The sequence below is a fragment of the Streptomyces sp. NPDC111606 genome (genome assembly GCF_055656945.1).
In genome coordinates, this window is record NZ_JBVKBY010000001.1 from 191,686 (window position 1) to 213,735 (window position 22,050).

The following is a 22,050-nucleotide window of genomic DNA, read 5'->3' on the forward strand; positions in this document are numbered from 1 at the left end:
GCGAGGGCCCGAAGTACATGCACCGCTTGCCCGGGCTACTTCACCGACCCGGCCATCACGCCCTGTACGAAGTGCCGCTGGAACGCGAAGAACACCACGACCGGCACCACCAGCGACACGAACGCCCCCGGCGCCAGCACGTCGATGTTGCTGCCGAACTGCCGGATCTGGGACTGCAGTTCAACCGTGAGCGGCTGCGACGCGCTGTCCGCGAAGAGCAGCGCCACCAGCATGTCGTTCCACACCCACAGGAACTGGAAGATGGCGAGCGAGGCGATCGCCGGGCGCCCCACCGGGAGCACCAGCCGCGTGAAGATCCGCCACTCGCTGCCCCCGTCCATCCGCGCCGCCTCCAGCATCTCCTTGGGCAGTTCGGCGAAGTAGTTCCGCAGCAGGAACACCGCGAACGGCAGCCCGTAGGCCACGTGGAAGAGGACGACACCGGGAATCGTGCCGAACAGCCCCAGCTGGCCGAAGAGTTTGGCGACCGGGAGCAGCCCGATCTGCACGGGCACCACGAGCAGCGCCACCACGACCAGGAAGATCGCCTCACGTCCGGGGAAGTCCAGCCACGCGAAGGCGTACCCGGCGAGCGCCGCGAGGACGACCACCAGCAAAGTCGCCGGCACCGAGATCAGCACGGTGTTCCAGAAGGCCTGGGTGATCCCGGCGTTGCCCAGCAGTGCCGAGTAGTTGTCGAAGGACAGCTGGCCCGGGCTGGTGAACACGGTCCACCAGCCGCCCTTCGCGGTGTCCTCGGCGGACCGCATGGACGACACGAACAGCCCGGCCAGCGGCGTCAGCCACACCAGCCCGATCACCACGAGAAACGCCTGGACCAGCCCGTTGCCCAGTCCGCGCCTGACCGCGTTCATCGCTGACTCCCTCGGAAACGGCGGACGTTGAAGACCATGGCGGGGATGACGAGCAACAGGAGCAGTACACCGAGCGCGCTGCCCAGGCCCTGGTTGTTGCCACCGCCGAACGACACCAGCCACATCTGCGTCGCGAGTACGGTCGCGTCCTCCTGCACCGGCCCGGGCGCGATGATGTAGACGAGGTCGAAGACCTTCATCACGTTGATGACGAGGGTGATGAACACGACCGTCAGCACCGGCGCCAGCAGCGGCACCGTGATCCGCCGGAAGATCTGCCACTCGCTCGCGCCGTCCATCCGCGCGGCCTCCAGCGCGTCCCGGGGCAGGGTCGCCAGACCCGCGCCGATCAGGACCATCGCGAATCCGGTCCAGATCCACAGGTACGCCCCGATGATCGCCGGCGTGACGAGCGTGGGTCCGAGCCAGGAGACGCCCTCGTAAGGAGCGGCGAAGTTCGAGGCCGGCAGCTTCACCGTGTACGACCCGTCGTCCAGCCCCTCGAAACGGAACGAGCCGTCGGCCGCCGTGGTCGTCGAGGCGACCGCCTCCCCGCCGCGCACCGCCTCGACCGTCATCTCCGGAAGCCCGCTCTCCCGCTGGTCGACCTTGCCCTGCTCACCTCCCCCGCCGGGCGTGAAGTCGAGGTACACGACGCCGCTGAGCTCACCGGGGCCCGCCTTCTGCCCCGCGGCCGCGTCCGCGGGCCGGGCGTCCCCGGGGAGGTCCGCCGGGAGCACACCGACGAGTCCGAGCGTCACGGCCTGGCCGGGGGACGCGGTCGCGGTCGTGCCGTACGAGCCGTCCGCCCCCTTGGCCAGCCCCTGCCCGTCGCGTGCCCGTGCCGTCGGATAGGTCGACGTGCCCTGGAAGGCGTCGTGCACGGAGACGACGGCGGCGTTCAGCACGCCCTTGTCCGGGTCCTCGTCGTAGGCGAGCCGGAAGATGATGCCGGCGGCGAGGAAGGACACGGCCATCGGCATGAACAGCAGCAGCTTGAAGGCGGTCGCCCAGCGGACCTTCTCCACCAGCACGGCCAGGATCAGACCGAGGCCCGTCAGCAGGGCCGGGGCCACGACGACCCAGATGGTCGTGTTGCGGATCGCGTTGAGTGTCGCCGGGTCGCGGAACATCTCGGAGTAGTTCTCGCCGCCCACGAACTCGGTGCCGGAGGCATCGAAGAAGCTGCGCCCGATGGAGAACAGCACGGGGTAGACGACGAGCGCGCCCAGCAGGAGCAGCGCGGGGAAGACGAAGAGGAGGGCGATGATCCGCCCGCGCCGCCGTGAGCGTCGGGCGCGCGCCTTGCCGTCGCCCGGGACGGGCGACGGGCTTGCCTCTTTGACGAGGGTGGCGGTCATGTCCGGTCAGCTTTCATACGTGTGGCGGTCATGGATGATCAGCCCTGGCCCTCGTACGCCTTGGCGGCCGCGGCCTCCAGCTTCGCCGCGGTGCCCTTCGGGTCCGACGGGTCGCGCAGGAAGTCCTGCAGGAGCTTCCACTCGCCCGCGCCCTTGGTGCCGCCGAAGGCCGCCGGGGCCTGGTCGGACATGTCGAAGCGAACCGAATCGCCCGCGGAGACGAGGGACTTGGCGGTCGCGCGGGTGACGTCGTCGCCGTACGAGGCGAGGTCGACGTTCTTGTTCGGGGACAGGAAGCCGCCCGCCTCCGCCCACACCGCCGCGGCCTCCGGGGTGGCGAGGTACTCCAGCAGCGCCATGCCGGCCTTCTGGTTCTTGCCGTCCTTCAGGACGACGGCCGCGTCACCGCCGCTGACCACCGGCGCCTTGCCGGAACCGACCGCCGGGAACGGGAAGAAGTTCGCGTCCTCGCCGATCGACTTGCCGAACTGGTCCTTGGCGACACCCGCGACGAAGTCGCCCTCGTAGACCATGCCCGCCTCGGGCTTCGGCCCGAACACCTTCTCCACCGAGCCCGGGAAGTCGGTGTTCAGGGCCTCCTTCTGACCGCCCGCGATCAGCTGCTTGTCCTTGAACAGCTTGCCGAGGGTGGTGAGCGCGTCGACCACGGACGCGTCGGTCCACTTCAGCTCGTGCGAGGCGAGGGCGTCGTACTTCTCGGGTCCGGCCTGGGAGAGGTAGACGTTCTCGAACCAGTCGGTGAGGGTCCAGCCGTCCTCCCCGGCGACCGAGAACGCGGCGAGGCCGGAGTCGGAGACGGTCTTCCCGGCCTTCAGCATGTCGTCGTAGCTCTTCGGCGGCTCGACGCCGGCCTGGGCGAGGGCGTCGGGGCTGTACCAGACGGTCGACTTGTGCGCGGCCTTGAAGTAGAGGCCGTAGAGGGTGTCCTCGACGCTGCCGTAGTTCTGCCACACGGGGGCGAAGTTGGCGTTCACGGACTTCTGCGTGGTCTTGGACAGCGGCTCCAGCCAGCCCTTCTTCGCGAACTGCTGAAGCACGCCGACCTGCGGGACCATCACCACGTCGGGGGCGTTGCCGCCCTCGATCTTGCTGCCGACGACGGTGGAGACGTTGTCCCCGGTGGACACGAACTCGGTCTTGGCGCCGGTCTTCTCGGTGAACGCGTCCAGCACCTTCTGGAAGTTCTTCTGCTCGGTGCCGGTCCAGACACCGGCCACGGTGATCGTCTGGCCGTCGAGCGCCTTGTCACCGCCGCCCGCGGCGACCGGTCCGCCGCCACAGGCGGTGGCGCCGAGCGCGAGGACGAGAGCGGTGCAGCCGGTGAGCAGGGTGGTACGTCGTCGCATCATCGTTGATGTCCCTTCGGGGATGGGGAGTTGACGGAAAAATCAGGAAGCGCGGAACTCGGTCCCGTCGCTCATCCACCAAGCCGCGGTGGAGCCGGGCAGAACCCCGGCCGGGCAGGGGCCGCTCGACAGCAGCGGGGTTCCGGAGACCGGCGCCGGGGTGGGCGCGGTACCGAAGTTGACGGCGCAGACGAGGCCGTCGCCGCGGACGAAGGCCAGGACGCCGGGCGCGCTGTTCAGCCAGCTCAGCGTGCCTTCACCCAACTGGGGCAGCGCCTCGCGCAGTTGGAGGCCGTCGCGGTACAGGTGCCAGAAGGAGCGGGTGTCGGCGAGGGCGCGGTCGGTGGCGTACTCGGCGAAGTACTCGGGCTGCGGCAGCCAGGGCTTGGCACTCTCCGCGCCGGAGGTGAAGCCGAACGGGGACGCCTGTCCCGACCAGGGCAGCGGCACCCTGCAGCCGTCGCGGATGCGGGCCCGGCTGCCGGTGCGGTGGAAGATCGGGTCGGTGAGCACGTCGTCGGGCAGATCGACGACCTCGGGCAGGCCCAGCTCCTCGCCCTGGTAGATGTACGCGGCACCGGGCAGCGCCAGCATCAGCAGCGCGGCGGCGCGGGCGCGGGCGGCGCCGAGGCCGCTGCCCTCGGTGGCGGGTTCGCCGTAGCGGGTGACGGTGCGGACCTGGTCGTGGTTGTTGAGGACCCAGGTGACCGTCGAGCCCGTGCCAGCTATGTCCTGCATGGCCTCGGAGATGACCTTGCGGAAGGCGTCGGCCTCCCAGGGGGCGCTGAGCAGGTCGAAGAAGAAGGCCTGGTGGAGCTCGTCGGAGCGGACGTACTGGGCGTGCTCGCGGGCGGTCGGGACGGACACCTCGCCGACGAGCAGACGCTCACGGCCGTCGCGGGCGGTGTACTCCTCGCATATGGAACGCCACTGGCGCCACACGTCGTGCACCTCGGGCTGGTTCCAGGCGAGCGGGTTGACCGAGTCGCGGGTGCGGGCGTCGGCCTCCGGGTCGTCGGAGTCGGGCAGCTCGGGGTGCTTGTAGAGGCCGGCGGCGACGTCGATACGGAAGCCGTCGACACCCCGGTCCAGCCAGAAACGCAGGACCCGGTCGAACTCGGCGCCGACCTCCGGGTTGCGCCAGTTCCAGTCGGGCTGCTCGGGCGTGAACATGTGCAGGTACCACTCGCCGGACTGCCCGTCCGCCTCGGTCACCCGGCTCCACGCCGGGCCGCCGAACATCGCGTGCCAGTTGTTGGGCGGCTCGGAGCCGTCGGCGCCACGGCCGTCGGCGAAGTGGAAGCGGGCACGGGCCGCGCTGCCGGGCTCGGCGGACAGGGCCTCCTCGAACCACAGGTGCTCGCTGGAGCAGTGGTTGGGGACGATGTCGAGCAGCACCTTGATCCCCAGCCGCCGGGCCGCGGCGACCAGCTGGTCGAACTCGGCGAGGTCGCCGAAGAGCGGGTCGACGTCGCAGTAGTCGGCCACGTCGTACCCGTGGTCGTGCTGCGGCGAGGGATAGAAGGGGCTCAGCCAGATCCCGTCGACCCCGAGCTTCTTCAGATAGGGCAGCCCGGCCCGGACCCCGGCGAGGTCGCCGACACCGTCGCCGGTGCTGTCGAGGAAGCTGCGGACGTAGACCTGGTAGATCACCGCGTCACGCCACCAGTGGTACTTACTCAGCATGCATGCATGTTAAGTACCCGTTTCAGGAGGGTGTCAATGAACTGGACGCAAGCTACCGAGCAGTTGACCTAGCAAAATAGGGCATACTGGGTCATGGCGAGGAAGGATGAGATGCTGCCGTTACCTAACAGGTAACTACTCAGCGGCGATGGCGTCGAGCTCTCGCGCCAGCCGTCGCACCGCGGCCTCGGGCGTCTCGCGCCCGGTCATCGCGTCGTGCACGACCGCCTGCACCACCAGGCTCACCTGGTCGTAGCGCGGGCTCTTGGGGCGCGGCGCGGCCGTCAGCACGCTCTCGCGCAGGGTCGGCAGATACGGGAACTCCCGCACCAGCCCGGGATCCTCGTACAGGTCGGCCCGTACCGGCGGCAGGGCGCCGCGCGTGAGGACCTGGCGCTGGACGCGCTCGCTGGTCAGGTACGCGATCAGACGGGCGGCCGAGTCGGGGTGCCGGGCATGGGAGCTGACGGCCAGGTTGGAGCCGCCCAGCACACTCGTGCCCGGCCCGTCCGGACCCGGCAGCGGTACGGCACCGATCCGCCCGGAGACCGGCGAGCCCTTGGCGGACGCGCCGACATAGGCGTACGGCCAGTTACGGAGGAAGAGCAGGCGTCCGTCCTGGAAGGCCTGCTTGGACTCCTCCTCCTTGTACGTGAGCGCCCGCTCGGGGATCCAGCCCTCGCTCACGCCCCGGGCGAGGAAGTCGATGCCGTCGCGGGCCGCCGTCGAGTTCACGGTGACGCGCTCGCCCTCGTCGCCGAGGATCGAGCCGCCCGCCGAGTAGACGGCCTCGGCTGCGTTGACCGTGAGCCCTTCGTACGGCAGGAACTGCCCCGCGTAGCCGTCCAGGCCGTACTTGGGCGCGATGGTCTTGGCGGCCCGTTCCAGTTCGGCCCAGGTGCGCGGTGGGTCGACGCCCTCCTTGGCGAGGATGTCCTTGCGGTACAGGAGCAGACCGGCGTTGGTGACGTACGGGACCGCGTACAGCTGTCCGTCGTAGGTAGCCGTGTCCACGACCGGCGGCAGGAAGCTCCCCAGCGGGAAGCGGTCGCGCGCCAGGGGGCGGATCCAGCCCTGCGCCGCGAACTCCGAGGTCCAGCTGACGTCGATGTTGAGGACGTCGAAGCGGCTGCGGTCACCGCCGCGCAGGTCGGTGGTCATCTGCGCGTGGGTCTCGTCGGCGGAGTCGGGCAGCTCGACGAGGGTGACCTTCTCGTCGGGGTGGGTGCGGTTCCAGCCCTCCAGGACGGAACCGAGATAGCCGGTGAGGTCGCCGGCGGTGGCGAGAGTCAGGGGTCCCCTGCCACCCACGGGACCCTCGTCGGCGCGGGCGCCGGAGGCAACGTAGCCGGTCAGGATCACAACGAGGACGAGGAGGCCCCTACCGGCGGCGTGGATCCACCGCATAGGTTCCTCCTTGCACACCGGCCCCAGGCACCTTTGCCCGGAGTCAGAGGCCATGTATACCTGTTAGGTATGCGCGATACTAGGCCTCGCGGCACATTACCCATGATGCGAGGAGGAGAGCACGAGTGCGGCTGCCCCTCCTGGCCCTGCTGGCGCGCGGCCCGGCCCACGGCTATGAGCTGAAGCAGGACCTTGAGCAACTGCTGGGCTCCGCGTACCCTCAGCCGAACGTCGGCCAGATCTATGTGACCCTCGGCCGTCTCGAGAAATCGGGGCTGATAGAGGGCGAGGACGTCGAGCAGTCGAGCCGGCCCAACAAGAAGGTCTACCACCTCACCGACGCCGGGCGTGAGGCGCTGCGCGCCTGGTTCGAGGAGCCCGAGGACGAGCCACGGGTGCGGGACGAGTTCTTCATGAAGCTGGCCGTCGCCCCGCGGACGGGGCTCGCCAACCAGATCGCCCTCATCAACCAACAGCGGCGCCAGTACTTGAACACCATGCGTCAACTGTCGAAACTGGCCGCCGCCGAAGACCGGGACAACCGCATCGCCCACCTGCTGATCGAGGGCGCGATGCTGCATCTGCAGGCCGACCTCGACTGGCTTGAGCGGTGCCAGGAAGAGCTGGAGGAGCTGGAGTGAGCGACGATTCCGCTCCTGAGCTGGGCGCCGACGGTCGCGGTGCGCGGGCCGGTGACCCCGCGCCGCAGGCCGAGAGCTCCGCGCCGAGCGCCGCGAGCCGGCCGGTGCTGCGGGCCGAGGGCCTGGTCAAGACGCATCAGGGCGGCGAGGGCACTCCGGCGCATGCCGTGCGGGGTGTTGATCTTTCCGTCCGGCAGGGCGAGTTCGTGGCCGTCACCGGTCCGTCCGGTGCCGGTAAGTCGACCCTGCTGCACCTGCTGGGCGGGCTGCAGCGCCCGGACAGCGGGAGCATCTGGCTGGACGGCGAGTGCGCGGACCGGTGGAGCGAGGCCCGCTGGGCGGTGGAGCGCAGGAAGCGGATCGGGATCGTCTTCCAGTTCTTCAACCTGGTCTCCGACCTGTCCGTCGCCGACAACGTGGAGCTGCCCGCACTGCTGGCCGGCGTCGCGCCGAAGCGGGCGCGCACCGAGCGGGCGGAGCTGCTGGGCGAGCTGGGCCTCGCGGGCAAGGAGCGGAGCCTGCCGGGTGAACTGTCCGGCGGCGAGCAGCAGCGGGTCGCACTGGCCCGCGCCCTGGTCAACCGACCGCCGTTGCTGCTGGCCGACGAGCCGGCCGGCAGCCTGGACAGCAAGGGCACCCGCGAGGTGATGCGGCTGCTGTCCCGCTTCCACCAGCGCGGCCAGGCGATCGTGCTGGTCACGCATGACGCCCGACTCGCCAGCGCCGCGGACCGCGTGATCAGCTTCTTCGACGGCCGCATAGCCGACGACGCCGAACTGGACGCCGGCACACCGCCACGCCGGGCCGGGACGTCGGGTGTGCTGGAGCTCAGGGACTGACATGCGGCGCTACGACGATCCCCGCCCCCTGCGCGGGCCTGCCGGTCCCGAGCGGCGAGGCTGACGCCCATGCGAGCCACCCTGCGCTGGGCTCACTCCGATCTGCGGACGCACCGCGGCGAGGCACTGTTCCTCGTACTGGCCACGGCCGGGATCGTCGTGTCACTGCTGCTGGCCACGGCCCTCTTCGGCTACGCCACCAACCCCTGGCAGCGCGTCTTCACCCAGGCGCACGGCGCGCACGTGTGGCTGCACACCGGGTCGTCGGCCGACACCGGGAAACTGGCCGAGCTCGACGGCGTGGAGTCCGTCGCGGGCCCCTACCCGACCGCCTCCACCACCCTGTCCTCCCAGGGCACCCGCGCCACCGTCGAACTGCGCGGCACCCCCGAGCGCCCCACCGTCGGCCGCCCCCTGATCACCTCGGGCCACTGGCTGGACCCCTCGAACCCCGATGGCGTCGTCCTGGAGACCCGCCTCGCCCGCGCCCTTCTCGCCGCCCCCGGCGACACCCTCACCCTGCCCGGCACCGGCACTGCCCGGACCCTGACCGTTCTCGGCATCGCCGACAGCGCCGAGCCGCGCTACCGGCCGGGCGAGCAGCCGGGCCTCGTCTGGGCACCGCCGTCCGCCGTGCCCGACCCGGGCGGTCAGGTGATCGGGCTGCGTCTGACGGACCCCGACGACACGGACTACGCCGTCCAGCGCGCCGTGACCGTGCTGGGCGCCAGCGCGGTCAGCGAGGTCTCCACCTGGAAACAGGGGCGCGCCGAGGCGCAGGGCGACAACCGGCTGCTCGGGCAGGTGCTGGGCCTGTTCGGGCTGGGCGCGCTGGTCGCCGCCGGGCTCGCCGTCCACGGGGCGATCGGCACCCGCATCCGCGGGCATCTGCGGGACATCTCCGTGCTGAAGGCGATCGGCTTCACGCCGGGCCAGGTGGTCCGGGTCTTCCTGCTGCAACATCTCGCCTACGCGCTGCTGGGGGCCGTCGCCGCCGCGACCCTCATCCAGGCACTGGGCAGTCACATCCCGGGCCGGCTCGGGGACGCGGTCGGGGTGTGGCAGGGGCTGCCCGGGCACACCGTGGCGCTGTTCACGGTTCCCGTCGCGGCAGTGCTGCTCATCGGCGCGACCACCGGGCTCGCGGCCTGGCGGGCGGGGCGCGTGCCTCCGGTGCCGGTGCCACGGCCCGCGGCACCGCTCGGCGGACGGCTGTCGGGGGTCGCCCGGCAGGCGCTGGGGCTGCGGCTGCCGCCCGCGCTGGTGCTGGGCTGGCACCGGGCGTTCACACGCCGGCTGAGATCACTGGCGACGGTCGCCCGGCTCACGCTGCCGCTGCTGCTGATGGTGGTGGCGATGAGCGCGTGGACCACGATCGAACGCTTCGACAGCAGCCCCGAGCAGATCGGCCTGCCGACCGCCCTGGCCGTCCACGCCGACTCCGGCCTGGCCGACCGGGAGACCCGCACGCTGCTGGAACGCGACCCGCAGGTCACCGCCGCCTACCCCGGCGTCGAGGTGGCCGCTTTGGTCCCGGGCCAGACAGCCACGATCGCCCTGCGCGGCCTCGGCACCCGCGAGGACCCCTACCCTTACGCCCTGGCCGAGGGCCGCCCCGCGCAGGGCCGCGACGAGGCGGTGGCCGGGCAGGGGCTGCTGGATCTGCTGGACGTGCAGGTCGGCGACTGGGTCCGGATGACCGTCGGCGACCAGCCGCAGATCCTGCACATCGTGGGCCGCAGCGTCGAGCCGGAGAACGCCGGCCGGGTCATCTCCACCTCCCTCGACACCCTCCGCGAGAACGATCCCGGCCTCGGCCCCACCCTGTACGAGCTGCGGCTCCGCCCGGGCGCGGATCCCGGCGAAGTCGCCGACCGGCTGGCCGCCACCGGGCACGGACGCCTCGACGTGCACGCCGTGCCGAACCCCGCCGACGGCCTGTCGGCCCTGCGCGGCGTCGTCGTCGGCCTGATCGCCGTGCTGGCCCTCATCGGGCTCATCGAACTGCTCACCGCGATCGGCGGTGCCGTCCGTGAGGGCGAGCGCGACCTGCTGGCCCTCAAGGCCATCGGGCTGTCCCCGCGGCAGATCACCGCGATCACCGTCACTTCCACGGCCTGCACCGCCCTGGCCGCGGTCGTCATCGGTACGGCACTGGGCACGCCCCTCGCGCACTGGCTGATCGACGCCCAGGGCAGATCGAGCGGCATCGGCGCCGGCATCGCCCAGGGCCCGTCCGCCGCCCTCCTGGTGCTGTTCGGCACGGCGGCAGTCGCCGGAGCGGCCGCACTCGCCGCCGTCCCGGCCTCCCGCGCCGCCCACCGCCGACTCGCCGACACACTGAGCGCGGTCGCCTGACCGACGACGGCGCCGAGACGGATCCCGCGAGGGTCAGCTGCCGTAGGGGCCGGGGCCGTACGGCTGCTGCGGGTTGTACGGAGGCGGCGGGCTGTAGGGAGGCGGCGGGTTCTGCGGCCCGTGGGGGTACTGCGCACCCTGGCCGTACGGATTCCCTTGCGGGGGCCGGCCGTAGGGGTTCCCGTGCGGCGCGTACGGGTTGCCCTGCGGCGGTACGAAGCCGTTCGGGGCGTACGACGGTGGCGTCGGGGTCGGCATCGGAGGGGGCGCCGGGACCGGCGGCAGGGTGGCCGGGTGGGCCGCCAGCCGGATGCCGTACCGGTTCTTGAGTCGGCCCATCTCCAGCAGGGCGATGCCCGTGACCGTCAGCGGAGCGCCCAGGATGAAGACGAAGCCCAGGGCGAGGCCGAGACCGTGCAGGTCACCGGTCACGAGGTCGGGAATGGCCATCAGCCAGGTCGTCACGGTCGCGAGCAACGGCGGCAGACTGCGGTGCACGACAGCGGTGCCGAAGAAGTTCCCCGAGATCCGGTAGGCGCCGGCGATCACGAAGAAGCCCATCCAGAGCCCGATCAGGCTGAGCAGCATGTTCCCGAGGACCCCGAGCGAGCCGCCCAAGCGGAAGATCAGCAGAGTCCCGAGCGCCGAGCCGATGAACAGCAGCAGCAACTTCAGCGACCTGACGAGCGGTTCCCGCAGCTGCCCCACCGTACCGGCGCCGGAACGCCGCCACAGCCAGAGCATCACGCCGACCGTGAGCGGCGTGATGAACAGCAGGACCGCGCAGGCGGTCGCCGCGTTGTCCAGCATCTCGTCGAAGGCGAACCCGCCCTCGACGAAGGTGTAGACACCGAACGCCGCGACCGCCCCCACGATGACCCGCGCCTTTTTGAGCGCGTCCACCGACGGATCCAGCGAGTTCGGGATCCAGGTCGGGTGGAACACCGCCTTCGCGACCTGATGAGGCTTCAGGAACGACTGGGCGGTCAGGGCGCCGCCGGTCCAACTCCCTTGTGGATTAGCCAATTCACACTCCCCCGAGTGATCGTGCTCATGATCAACGAGGGAGTCTACGGGAAGCGGACGACCACGCGCCGCCCGCCTTCCGTATCCGCGGTCACCGCCGGATCCGCGTCACTTCCGGCCGCGCAGCTCCCGGTACTTGGCGACGAGCGCCTGCGTCGACGCGTCCAGGCCCGGCACCTCGGCGCCCTCGGTCAGCGCGGGCTCCACACGCTTGGCGAGGACCTTGCCGAGCTCGACGCCCCACTGGTCGAAGGAGTCGATGTTCCACACCGCGCCCTGCACGAACACCTTGTGCTCGTACAGCGCGATCAGCTGCCCGAGCACCGACGGAGTCAGCTCGCGCGCGAGGACCGTCGTCGTCGGGTGGTTGCCCTTGAACGTCTTGTGGGTCACCAGCTCCTCCGGCACCCCCTCGGCACGCACCTCCTCCGGCGTCTTGCCGAACGCCAGCGCCTGCGTCTGCGCGAAGAAGTTCGCCATCAACAGGTCGTGCTGTGCCTTCAGTCCGTCGCTCATCTCGGCGACGGGCTCGGCGAAGCCGATGAAGTCCGCCGGGATCAGCTTGGTTCCCTGGTGGATCAGCTGGTAGTAGGCGTGCTGCCCGTTGGTGCCCGGCGTGCCCCACACGACCGGCCCGGTCTGCCAGTCGACCTCCCGCCCGTCCCGGCCGACATACTTGCCGTTGGACTCCATGTCCAGCTGCTGCAGATACGCCGTGAACTTCGACAGGTAGTGGCTGTACGGCAGCACCGCGTGCGACTGGGCGTCGTGGAAGTTGCCGTACCAGATGCCCAACAGACCCAGCAGCAGCGGCACGTTGGACTCCGCGGGCGCGGTGCGGAAGTGCTCGTCGACGGTGTGGAAACCCTCGAGCATCTCCCGGAAGCGGTCCGGGCCGATGGCGATCATCAGGGAGAGGCCGATCGCCGAGTCATAGGAATAGCGCCCGCCGACCCAGTCCCAGAACTCGAACATGTTGGCCGTGTCGATGCCGAAGTCCGCCACCTTCTCGGCATTCGTCGACAGGGCGACGAAGTGCTTGGCGACCGCTTCCGGACCCGCCTTCAGCTCACCCAGCAGCCAGTCGCGCGCCGAGGTCGCGTTGCTGATCGTCTCGATCGTAGTGAAGGTCTTGGAGGCGATGACGAACAGCGTCTCGGCCGCGTCCAGGTCGCGGGTGGCCTCGTGCAGGTCGGCGCCGTCGACGTTCGACACGAAGCGGACGGTCAGGTCTCGGTCGGTGAAGCTGCGCAGCACCTCGTACGCCATCGCCGGGCCGAGGTCGGAGCCGCCGATGCCGACGTTCACGACGTTCTTGATGCGCCGGCCGGTGTGCCCGGTCCAGGCGCCGGAGCGGACCCGCTCGGCGAAGCCGGCCATCTTGTCGAGGACGGCGTGCACCCCCGGGACGACGTTCTCCCCGTCGACCTCGATCACCGCGTCACGGGGTGCGCGCAGAGCGGTGTGCAGCACGGCACGGTTCTCGGTTGTGTTGATCTTCTCGCCGCGGAACATGGCGTCCCGCAGCCCGAACACGTCCGTCGCGGCGGCCAGCTCGCGCAGCAGCCGCAGCGTCTCGTCGGTGACCAGATGCTTGGAGTAGTCGACGTGCAGGTCACCGACCTGCAGCGTGTACCCCGCACCACGGCCCGGGTCGGCGGCGAACAGCTCCCGCAGCCCCACTTCGCCGAGCTCCTCCCGGTGCTCGGCCAACGCGGTCCACTCGGGGGTCTGGTTGAGCCTGGTACGGCCGTCTGCGTTCATGTCCGACTTCAGCCTTCTTTCGTGCCTGTCCCAGCTGTTCCAACCTAATTGATCAGCGCCCGGCGTGAGCCGTCGTGGCGTCGTCGTCCGGCGCAACAACAGGTACGTCCGGCTTGCGCACAGGTATCAGCGAGGCGACGGCCAGTACGAAGAAGGCGGCCGTGAGCAGGGGCGGGGTGTTGAGGCCCCAGGCGGTCGCGACGGCACCGCCCAGCAGGGCGCCGAGCGGCACCCCGGCGAAGGCCAGGGTCCGGAACGCCGAGGCCACCCGGCCCAGCAGCGCCACGGGGCTGCGCTGCTGCATGAGGGTCGTCGTGTTGACGTTCCACACCATGCCCATGAGCCCGAAGACGGCCAGGGCGGCCACCAGCACCGCAAGGCTGCGCACGGTGCCCATGACGACGAGGGCCGCAATCTGCACCGTGCCGGCGAGCAGCACGGCCCGGATTCCGCCCAGGCGCTTCACGATCCGGCCGTTCAGCACTCCCCCGGCCAGGCCGCCGACAGTGAAGGCGGCGCCCGCCGCGGCGTACCCCACGGGGCCGGCGTCCAGCCACCCGGTCACCAGGAGGACGAGGGTGGCGAGCTGGGCTCCCATGCCGATGTTGCACAGCGCGGTGGCCGCGCACAGTCCTCGCAGGGCCCGGTCGCGCCACAGGGTGCACAGTCCCTCCGCGATCTCCCGGCGCAGGGTGCTGCCCGCCGGTGCCGGCCCCCGCTCGGGCGCCTCGATCCGCAGTGAGGCCACCAGCACGGCCGCCACCAGGTAGGTGCCGGCGTCGGCCGCGAAGGGCACGGCCGCTCCCGCCGCCAGCAGCACCGGCACGACCGGCCCGCCCACCAGTCCGCCGGCGATGCGCTGCCCGGTCATGAGGCGGGCGTTCGCACTGCCCAGCGCATCACGGTCGACCAGGGCGGGGAGCAGGGCCGTGGCGGCGTTGTCGAACAGTGTCTGGAGCGCGGTCAGAGTGAAAGCCAGTGCGATGAGCAGGCCGATCGAAGCGTGACCGAACGCCACGGCCACCGCGAAAGCGCCGACCAGGAGGCCTCGTAACGCATCGACCGTCCACATCGCGCGCCGCTGGTCCACCCGGTCGGCGACGGCGCCGCCGAGCAGCCCGAAGACGATCCACGGCAGATAGCCGCAGGCGGTGACCGCGGCGATCAGCAACGGCCGGTCGGTGAGGGTCACGGCGAGGAGCGGCAGGGCCGCCGTACGCAGGGAGTCGCCGAAGCTGGAGAGCACGGCGGCGCTCCACAGCCGCCCGAATCCTCCGCGCCACACGGGCGCACCCACGCCCACCGTCTCAGCCGGCGCCACCACTCACCCCCCGGTCCATCGATGCAGAAGATCGATGAACAAACCGTAGAGGGCGCCACTGACAATCGGTCCGCGAGCGGCTCGGCGCCGGTGCGTCGTACAGGTCCGGCCGGGCACCCGAGGGTGTCCGGCCGGCCTCAATTCCTAGATCTCGCCCCGCAGTTTGGCGAGCGCCTCGGCGAGGATCGCCTCGCCGTCCGCGTCACTGCGCCGTTCCCGTACATACGCGAGGTGCGTCTTGTAGGGCTCGGTGCGCGGCGGGTCCGGCGGGTTGTCCCGGTCCTGTCCGGCGGGAAAGCCGCAGCGCGGGCAGTCCCAGGTGTCGGGAACCTGCGCGTCGCTGGCGAAGCTGGGCTGGGTCTCATGCCCGTTGGAGCACCAGAAGGAGATGCGCAGCCGGGGCGCGGACTCGCCCCGCTCGGCCTCGCCCATCGGCCCCGCCCCGACCCGGCTTCCTCGGATCGCGTTGCCACTTGCCACGGTCGTAACTCCCTGCGTGATGGTGCCGCGAAGCGAGTCGGCGTTTCGCTTCGCTGCGAGCGCCTCAGTCTACGTAAGGCCCAACGCGCGTCCAGTGATTGGAGTTACAGAGCCCTCACACCTAGACGCAAGCCCCATGATAGGCCGCGCTCAGCTGCGCGTACCGAACATGGGGCCTTACGTGTGGATTGTGCGTGCCGGTCAGTTGTTCACCTTCATCAGGACACCGAGCACGACAATGCACGCGAACCACAGCAAACCGACCACAACGGTGATCCGGTCGAGGTTGCGCTCGGCGACCGAGGAGCCACCGACGGACGACTGCATGCCGCCACCGAACATGTCGGAGAGGCCGCCGCCCTTGCCCTTGTGCATCAGCACCAGCAGCATCAGCAGCCCGCTGAAGACGATCAGGGCGATCGAGAACCCCATAACCACGGCTGGACCAACTTCCTCGGATCTGGATGGACGACAGGGGCACAGCCACTGAGCTGTGCCCCCGCAAGGGTACGACGGATCCCGCTTACCAGGAACTCACTGGTCGCGGAACCGCACGATCTTGACGAACTCGTCGGCGTCCAGTGAGGCACCGCCGACCAGGGCGCCGTCGATGTCGGCCTGGGCCATGATCTCCGCGACGTTGCCCGACTTCACGGAGCCGCCGTACTGGATGCGGACCTGGTCGGCCAGCTCCTGCGAGTACAGCTCGGCGATCTTGGCGCGGATCGCGGCGCAGACCTCCTGGGCGTCCTCGGCGCCGCAGACCTTGCCGGTGCCGATGGCCCAGACAGGCTCGTAGGCGATCACGATCGTCTCGGCCTGCTCGGCCGGGAGGTCCTTCAGACCGCCCTCGACCTGGCTGAGGGTGTGGGTGACGTGGTTGCCCGCCTCACGGACGTCCAGCTCCTCGCCGACGCACATGATCGGGGTCAGACCGTGCTTGTAGGCCGCCTTGACCTTGGCGTTGACGATCTCGTCGGTCTCGGCGTGGTACTGGCGGCGCTCGGAGTGGCCGATCGCCACGTACGTGCACTTCAGCTTGGCCAGCATCGGGCCGGAGATCTCGCCGGTGTAGGCGCCGGAGTCCTGGGCCGAGATGTCCTGTGCGCCGTACTTGATCTTCAGCTTGTCGCCGTCGACCAGGGTCTGCACGGAGCGCAGGTCGGTGAAGGGCGGCAGGACGGCGACCTCGACGGCCTCGTAGTCCTTGTCGGCCAGGGCGAAGGCGAGCTTCTGGACGTGCGCGATGGCCTCGAGGTGGTTGAGGTTCATCTTCCAGTTGCCCGCCATCAGCGGCGTGCGCGTGCTCATAAAGGGTCAGTCCTCCAGTGCGGCGAGGCCGGGGAGCGTCTTGCCCTCGAGGTATTCGAGGGAGGCGCCGCCACCGGTCGAAATGTGGCCGAATGCAGTCTCGTCGAAGCCCAGGGTGCGGACGGCCGCGGCGGAGTCGCCACCGCCGACCACGGTGAAGCCCTTGGATTCGACGAGGGCCTGGGCGACCGCCTTGGTGCCCTCGGCGTAGTCGGGGTGCTCGAAGACGCCCATGGGGCCGTTCCAGAAGACGGTGGCGGCGTCGGCGAGCTTCGAGGCGTACAGCTTGCGGGTCTCCGGACCGATGTCCAGGCCCTCCTGGTCGGCCGGGATGGCGTCCGCGGCGACGGTCGTGGGGTTGGCCGGGGCCTTGGTCTTCAGGTCCGGGAACTCGGTGGCGACCAGGACGTCGACCGGCAGGACGATCTCGACGCCGTTCTTCTCGGCGCGCTCCATGTACTCGGTGACGGCCGGGATCTGGTCCGCCTGGAGGAGGGAGATGCCGACCTCGTAGCCCTTGGCCTTGAGGAAGGTGTACGCCATGCCGCCGCCGATGAGCAGCCGGTCGGCCTTGGCGAGCAGCTGGTCGATGACGGCGAGCTTGTCGGACACCTTGGCGCCGCCGAGCGCGACGACGTACGGCCGCTTGACGTCCTCGGTGAGCTTCTTCAGGACGCCGACCTCGTTCGCGATGAGGTAGCCGGCGTAGTGCGGCAGCTTGGCCGGGAGGTCGTACACGGAGGCGTGCTTGCGGTGCACCGCACCGAAGCCGTCGCCGACGTAGACGTCCACGAGGGCGGCCAGCCGGTCGGCGAAGGCGCCGCGCTCGGCGTCGTCCTTGCTCGTCTCACCGGCGTTGAAGCGGAGGTTCTCGACGACCGCGACCTGACCGTCGGCGAGACCGGCGACCACGGCCTGGGCGGACTCGCCGACCGTGTCGGTCGCGAACGCGACGTCCGCGCCGAGCAGTTCACCGAGGCGCGCGGCGGCGGAGGCCAGGGAGAACGCGGGGTCCGGGGCACCCTTGGGGCGGCCCAGGTGCGAGGCGACGACCACGCGGGCGCCCGCCTCGGCCAGCGCCTTGACGGTGGGCAGGACGGCGCGGATACGGCCGTCGTCGGTGATCGTGGTGCCGTCCAGCGGCACGTTCAGGTCGGCGCGGACGAAGACCCGCTTACCGGCGACGCCTTCGGAGAGAAGTTCGTCGATCGTCTTCATGAAGGGGACTCCTGAGAAGGGCTCGTGATCGCTCGTAAGTGCCCGGAAGCACTCGTGATCCAACAGGTCTGATCTGCACGTGAGTCAGGGCTCGGGCGGCGCGTCCCTGCGCCGCCCGAGCCCTGCTCTCACATCAATGCGCCTGCTCTGGATATATCAGAGCTGGTTGCCGACGAAGACCGTGAGGTCGACGAGGCGGTTGGAGTAGCCCCACTCGTTGTCGTACCAGCCCAGGATCTTCACCGAGGTGCCCTCCTGGACCATGGTCAGGGAGGAGTCGAAGGTGCAGGACGACGGGTCGCTGACGATGTCCGAGGAGACGATCTCGTCCTCGGTGTAGGACAGGTAGCCCTGCAGCTCACCCTCGGCGGCCTTCTTGAACGCCGCGTTGACCTCGTCCTTGGTGACCTCGCGCGACAGCTCCACGACCAGGTCGGTGGCCGAGCCGGTCGGGACCGGGACGCGCATCGCGATGCCGTCCAGCTTGCCCTTGAGCTGCGGCAGGACCAGGGCGGTGGCCTTGGCGGCACCGGTCGTGGTCGGGATGATGTTCTCCGCGGCGGCACGGGCGCGGCGCAGGTCCTTGTGCGGGAAGTCCAGGATGCGCTGGTCGTTGGTGTACGCGTGCACCGTCGTCATCAGACCCTTGACGATGCCGAAGTTCTCGTCGAGGACCTTGGCCATCGGCGCCACACAGTTGGTGGTGCAGGAGGCGTTGGAGATGACGTGGTGGTTCGCCGGGTCGTACTTGTTCTCGTTGACGCCCATCACGATGGTGATGTCCTCGTCCTTGGCCGGAGCCGAGATGAGGACCTTCTTGGCGCCGCCGGCGAGGTGCTTGGCGGCGTCGTCCTTCTTGGTGAAGATGCCGGTCGACTCGATGACGATGTCGACGCCCAGCTCGCCCCACGGGATGTCGGCGGGGTTGCGCTCGGAGAGCACCTTGATGGTGTGGCCGTCGACCGTGATGCTGTCGGCGGTGTGGGTGACCTCGTGCTTGAGCCGACCCAGGATGGTGTCGTACTTCAGCAGGTGAGCCGTGGTCGCGGTGTCACCCAGGTCGTTGACAGCCACGATCTCGATGCCCACACCCTGCTCCAGCAGCGCGCGGAAGTAGTTGCGACCGATACGACCGAAGCCGTTGATGCCTACGCGGATCGTCACGAACCGATCTCCTCGTTGGTACGCCGGCCATGCGGTGCCGGCGAGCTCTATTTGGGATGTCCCCGACCGCCTACGACCCTACCTCCCTGGGACCTCCGTGGTGACATTCAGATGCCTCATACACGGCACGGCGGTCCGTACCCGCCAGTAGGGGTACGGACCGCCCCGCCCGGAAGCCGGGATCACTCGTTTTGATCACTGTGCGTTGCGCACGGTTGACCTCGGCGTGTCACTCGTCAAGTGAGTCGAGGGCCTTTCCGATGAGCGCCGTTCGGTCGGCCGCCGCGGTGACGTGTTCCAGGCCGAAGCCCAGCAGCACCGTGTCGTCCGTGGTGATCGCACCGTATGTCTGGAACAGCGCCCCGGTACGCGCCCAGTCCTTGAGGACGGCCGGGCTGCCCGCGGGCGGTCCGGTCACGCTCCAGGCACCGAGCGACGTCTCGAAGCCCTCGGTCCCGGTGGCCGTGCCGCCGACGACGAGCGCGGCCTGATCGGCAAGGACGCCGCGACCGCCGAAGCCCGGGTCGGAGACATAGCTGATCGAGATCTCGACCGACTTGCCGGCATAGGCGCTCAGGTCGAACTCCACCTGCTTCCAGCCCGCGGAGGCGCCGGTGAGGGCGTTCCACTGACCGCTGGTGCCGGACGCGGTGCAGCCTGCGGCCGACTGCGTCAGGTAGTGCTTGAGCCAGGGGTGCTCGGCCACGTAGAAGCCGGCTTCGCACTCCGCGGGCACCGTGTTGCTGCTGGCGCCGCCCTTCTCGGGCAGCGTCGTCCAGTCCTCACCACCGGTGGTGTGAGCCTCGATCAGGACGTTGTCGTAGCCGGGCTCGACGTCCCACAGCAATTGGGTGCGCAGGGTCGGCTGCTGTGCCGCGGTCACACCGGTGAGGTCGACGGTCCTGGAGAGCCGCTTGTAGGCGTCGTCGGTGTGCACGGCGGCCGCCATCCACGAACCCGCGTAGGGGCCGTACGGGTTGACCGTTCCGGCGAACTGGCCCGCGCCCGCGCTGGCGAACTGCGGGTAGGTGTCGACGGCCAGCTGGTCCGAGGTGACGCTGTAACTCCCGGCCTTGTCCAACGGGTTGCCGGTGGCGTCGCCGAGCGCTCCGGTGAAGCCGCCGAGCTCGCCGGAACCGGTGAAGCCGGTGGCGCCGGGGAGCGACGTACGGGAGTAGGCGCCCAGGTAGTACTGGCTGAAGTCGTTCGACAGGGTGCCGTCGCCGAGGTCGACGTTGGCACCGGCCTGCTCGCCCGCCTCCATCAGCTTGCCGCCCTCGTTGAGGTAGGCACGCAGCTGGAGCTGGGTGGCGTTGCCGGGGACGTTCGCGCCGGTGTAGTGGACGACCGTCTCGAAGTGGCCGAGCACGCCGAGCGCGTCGGGCGCGCCCTGAGTGGCGACGTCCCAGACGATCGCCCGGTGGCCGTTGGCCTTGAGCGCGTCGACGTACTTCTGCGCGTGGGCCGCCCCGGCGCCTTCTTCGGCGACCACGAGGACGTCCGCGCGCGGCCGTTCGGCCACGGTGTACGTGAAGTGCTCGCTGGAGACCTTCTTTCCGCTCCTGGTCTCGCCGGTGAACCACACCTCGACCTTGTCGCCCCGGTCGCCGTCGGCGACCTTGGCGCGGTACTCGTCGAAGTAGAGGTTGTCCTCACCGCCGTACGTCTCGCCGCCCTTCCAGGGCCTGAGCGCCATGTCGTGCGTACGGCCCCCGTTGACGCGGTACTTGAGCTCCTTGTCGCGCACGGACTTGCGTGCGACGACGGAGACCTCCTGGTCGGCGCCGCGGGAGTACGACGTGGTGAAGGGTGCCGGGGTGAAGTCGGCGGCCTTCAGGCCGAGCGAGGAGGACGGCTGGTCGGGGTGCGCGGCGGACTCGGCGACGGAGAGCGCGAACGGGACGTTCTTGGCGAACTCCTGCTGGATCAGCTTCTCGTCGTCCGGGAAGTTGAAGACCGACTGGCAGTCCCTGGCGTTCCACTGGTCGTTCGGGTCGATGTTCGACGCGGTCTGGCAGGTCGACATCTCGGGCGTGAACATCGCGATGCCGTTGACGTTCGAGGCGTGGCCGTCCGTCTCGCCGTTCGTCGTGTAGAGCTCCGAGGAGACCTGCGGGTGGTAGCCCGGGACCGCGGGGTTGTCCGGCGTGCCGGCGAGGGCCTTGTAGAGGACGTCGTCCGGGGTGTTGGTGGCCACCTGCCAGCCGACCCCGTACAGGATGAGTTCGGCAGCGGAGTGGTAGTTGATGCCGTAGTCGAAGCCGATACGGCGCTCCAAGCCGTCCAGCGCCTTCGTCTCCGGCTCGGAGCCCGGGGCGGCGCCGCGGTAGGTCTCGCTGGTGGGGTTCGGGGACGAACCCTCGTCGTCGTAACCCCACTTGTAGGGGAAGTTACGGTTGAGGTCGACGCCGTCGCCGGTGCTGATGGCACCGTCGCCGTTGATGTCGCGCAGGTTCTTGCGCCACAGGCGGGTGCTGGAGTCCCGGAAGCTGTAGTCGTAGCCGTCGGGGTTGGCCGAGAGGACGAACCACAGCTCGGTGGAGTCGACGATCTTCTTGACGCGCTTGTCCGTCTTGTAGTTGTCCAGGTAGTGGTGCATCAGGCGCCGGGTCATCTCCGGCGTGATCCACTCGCGCGCGTGCTGATTGGACGCGTACAGGACGGAGGGCTTGGAGCCGTCCTTAGTCTTCTTGGCGTTCTTGGTGAGCTTGAGCGCCAGGATGTCCTGGCCGCCCACCGTCTTGCCGATGGAGACGACCTTGGTGAGGCCGGGGTTCTCCTGCCCCGTCCGGACGATCTCCTCCTTGAGCCCCCCGCTACCGCTGTACGGGCGGTACACGCCCTCCGCGGCCTTGTCGGTACGGGCCTCGGCACTGGCGGAGAGGTCGTGCTCGGTGAGCTCGACGCCCTGCTTCTCCAGCTTCTCGGCCTGGTCGTCGGTGAGGTAGACCTCGACGGTGGCCTTGCCCTTCTCGGGCGCCTGCTCACTGAGTTCGTGGCCGTCCTGGCCGGCCGCCAGCAGCAGGGGTACCTGCTTCTTGGTGACTTCGGCGCGGAAGACCTTGACTTCACTCGGGTCGCTATCTTGTGAACTTCCCGGTTGTGCCTGGGCGATCGGTGCGATACTCGCTCCGCCTATCAGGAGCGCACCGGCAGCGAGGATCGATCTCGCTCTGGGTCTCATGAACCCCCCTAGCAGTGTTTCGCCACAGTGACGAATGACTGCCAGGCT

At 69.8% G+C, this 22,050-nt stretch carries 17 protein-coding genes; 3 read left to right on the forward strand and 14 right to left on the reverse strand.

Going from position 1 to position 22,050, the window contains the following annotated elements:
* Positions 1-35: 35 nt before the first annotated feature.
* From ACZ7M7_RS00940 to ACZ7M7_RS00960, 5 genes are all read right to left on the reverse strand, one after another.
* Positions 36-875, reverse strand: coding sequence for a carbohydrate ABC transporter permease (locus ACZ7M7_RS00940; RefSeq protein WP_383597093.1), 840 nt, complete (start codon positions 873-875; stop codon positions 36-38).
* Positions 872-2,236, reverse strand: a complete 1,365-nt coding sequence (locus tag ACZ7M7_RS00945; RefSeq protein WP_472111568.1) for an ABC transporter permease — start codon at positions 2,234-2,236, stop codon at positions 872-874. Before ACZ7M7_RS00945 ends, ACZ7M7_RS00940 begins: the two co-directional genes overlap by 4 nt.
* Before the next feature lie 38 nt (positions 2,237-2,274).
* Complete coding sequence (locus ACZ7M7_RS00950) at positions 2,275-3,606, reverse strand: ABC transporter substrate-binding protein (protein ID WP_383597088.1); 1,332 nt, start codon at positions 3,604-3,606, stop codon at positions 2,275-2,277.
* A 39-nt stretch (positions 3,607-3,645) separates the two neighbouring features.
* The gene (locus ACZ7M7_RS00955; protein WP_383597085.1) at positions 3,646-5,289 is read right to left on the reverse strand and encodes a glycoside hydrolase family 13 protein; all 1,644 of its coding nucleotides are present in this window, start codon (positions 5,287-5,289) and stop codon (positions 3,646-3,648) included.
* A gap of 135 nt (positions 5,290-5,424) precedes the next feature.
* The gene (locus tag ACZ7M7_RS00960) at positions 5,425-6,696 is read right to left on the reverse strand and encodes an ABC transporter substrate-binding protein (RefSeq protein ID WP_383597082.1); all 1,272 of its coding nucleotides are present in this window, start codon (positions 6,694-6,696) and stop codon (positions 5,425-5,427) included.
* Between the two features lie 125 nt (positions 6,697-6,821).
* On the opposite strand from ACZ7M7_RS00960, the gene ACZ7M7_RS00965 reads away from it, so the two are divergent.
* The 3 genes from ACZ7M7_RS00965 (at position 6,822) to ACZ7M7_RS00975 (ending at position 10,534) form a co-directional block, all read left to right on the forward strand.
* Entirely contained in the window at positions 6,822-7,337 is a 516-nt protein-coding gene (locus tag ACZ7M7_RS00965) for a PadR family transcriptional regulator (RefSeq protein ID WP_383597079.1), read from the forward strand.
* 104 nt (positions 7,338-7,441) lie between these two features.
* Positions 7,442-8,176, forward strand: a complete 735-nt coding sequence (locus ACZ7M7_RS00970; protein ID WP_383597680.1) for an ABC transporter ATP-binding protein — start codon at positions 7,442-7,444, stop codon at positions 8,174-8,176.
* A 69-nt stretch (positions 8,177-8,245) separates the two neighbouring features.
* Complete coding sequence (locus ACZ7M7_RS00975; protein WP_472111569.1) at positions 8,246-10,534, forward strand: ABC transporter permease; 2,289 nt, start codon at positions 8,246-8,248, stop codon at positions 10,532-10,534.
* Between the two features lie 33 nt (positions 10,535-10,567).
* Here the strand turns inward: ACZ7M7_RS00975 and ACZ7M7_RS00980 are convergent, their stop codons facing one another.
* From ACZ7M7_RS00980 to ACZ7M7_RS01020, 9 genes are all read right to left on the reverse strand, one after another.
* Positions 10,568-11,560: a hypothetical protein gene (locus tag ACZ7M7_RS00980; protein ID WP_472111570.1), complete on the reverse strand. Its 993-nt coding sequence runs from the start codon at positions 11,558-11,560 to the stop codon at positions 10,568-10,570.
* 108 nt (positions 11,561-11,668) lie between these two features.
* Positions 11,669-13,324 (reverse strand): glucose-6-phosphate isomerase, encoded by a 1,656-nt coding sequence (gene pgi, locus ACZ7M7_RS00985; RefSeq protein WP_472111571.1) that lies wholly within the window; start codon positions 13,322-13,324, stop codon positions 11,669-11,671.
* 52 nt (positions 13,325-13,376) lie between these two features.
* Positions 13,377-14,645 carry an MFS transporter gene (locus ACZ7M7_RS00990; protein WP_472113846.1) on the reverse strand — a complete coding sequence of 423 codons (1,269 nt, stop codon included), beginning with the start codon at positions 14,643-14,645 and terminating at the stop codon, positions 13,377-13,379.
* Positions 14,646-14,789: 144 nt separating this feature from the next.
* Positions 14,790-15,125 carry an RNA polymerase-binding protein RbpA gene (locus tag ACZ7M7_RS00995; RefSeq protein ID WP_003957010.1) on the reverse strand — a complete coding sequence of 112 codons (336 nt, stop codon included), beginning with the start codon at positions 15,123-15,125 and terminating at the stop codon, positions 14,790-14,792.
* 201 nt (positions 15,126-15,326) lie between these two features.
* The gene (gene secG, locus ACZ7M7_RS01000; protein ID WP_328430621.1) at positions 15,327-15,557 is read right to left on the reverse strand and encodes a preprotein translocase subunit SecG; all 231 of its coding nucleotides are present in this window, start codon (positions 15,555-15,557) and stop codon (positions 15,327-15,329) included.
* Between the two features lie 102 nt (positions 15,558-15,659).
* The gene (tpiA, locus tag ACZ7M7_RS01005; RefSeq protein WP_383597067.1) at positions 15,660-16,436 is read right to left on the reverse strand and encodes a triose-phosphate isomerase; all 777 of its coding nucleotides are present in this window, start codon (positions 16,434-16,436) and stop codon (positions 15,660-15,662) included.
* 6 nt (positions 16,437-16,442) lie between these two features.
* On the reverse strand, positions 16,443-17,654 hold the full coding sequence (locus ACZ7M7_RS01010; protein ID WP_383597064.1) for a phosphoglycerate kinase: 1,212 nt from the start codon (positions 17,652-17,654) through the stop codon (positions 16,443-16,445).
* A 156-nt stretch (positions 17,655-17,810) separates the two neighbouring features.
* A complete protein-coding gene (gene gap, locus ACZ7M7_RS01015; protein ID WP_383597061.1) occupies positions 17,811-18,818 on the reverse strand; it encodes a type I glyceraldehyde-3-phosphate dehydrogenase in 1,008 nt (335 codons plus the stop codon).
* 229 nt (positions 18,819-19,047) lie between these two features.
* On the reverse strand, positions 19,048-22,002 hold the full coding sequence (locus ACZ7M7_RS01020) for a M14 family metallopeptidase (protein ID WP_472111574.1): 2,955 nt from the start codon (positions 22,000-22,002) through the stop codon (positions 19,048-19,050).
* Positions 22,003-22,050: the final 48 nt, after the last annotated feature.

Bases quoted from the DNA above. Each gene is read 5' to 3' on its own strand.
- ACZ7M7_RS00975 (WP_472111569.1), top strand. From the start codon at position 8,246: ATGCGAGCCACCCTGCGCTGGGCTCACTCCGATCTGCGGACGCACCGC.
- ACZ7M7_RS00945 (WP_472111568.1), bottom strand. From the start codon at position 2,236: ATGACCGCCACCCTCGTCAAAGAGGCAAGCCCGTCGCCCGTCCCGGGC.
- ACZ7M7_RS01020 (WP_472111574.1), bottom strand. From the start codon at position 22,002: ATGAGACCCAGAGCGAGATCGATCCTCGCTGCCGGTGCGCTCCTGATA.
- secG (WP_328430621.1), bottom strand. From the start codon at position 15,557: ATGGGGTTCTCGATCGCCCTGATCGTCTTCAGCGGGCTGCTGATGCTG.
- pgi (WP_472111571.1), bottom strand. From the start codon at position 13,324: ATGAACGCAGACGGCCGTACCAGGCTCAACCAGACCCCCGAGTGGACC.
- ACZ7M7_RS00940 (WP_383597093.1), bottom strand. From the start codon at position 875: ATGAACGCGGTCAGGCGCGGACTGGGCAACGGGCTGGTCCAGGCGTTT.
- ACZ7M7_RS01010 (WP_383597064.1), bottom strand. From the start codon at position 17,654: ATGAAGACGATCGACGAACTTCTCTCCGAAGGCGTCGCCGGTAAGCGG.
- ACZ7M7_RS00955 (WP_383597085.1), bottom strand. From the start codon at position 5,289: ATGCTGAGTAAGTACCACTGGTGGCGTGACGCGGTGATCTACCAGGTC.
- ACZ7M7_RS00950 (WP_383597088.1), bottom strand. From the start codon at position 3,606: ATGATGCGACGACGTACCACCCTGCTCACCGGCTGCACCGCTCTCGTC.
- ACZ7M7_RS00960 (WP_383597082.1), bottom strand. From the start codon at position 6,696: ATGCGGTGGATCCACGCCGCCGGTAGGGGCCTCCTCGTCCTCGTTGTG.
- tpiA (WP_383597067.1), bottom strand. From the start codon at position 16,436: ATGAGCACGCGCACGCCGCTGATGGCGGGCAACTGGAAGATGAACCTC.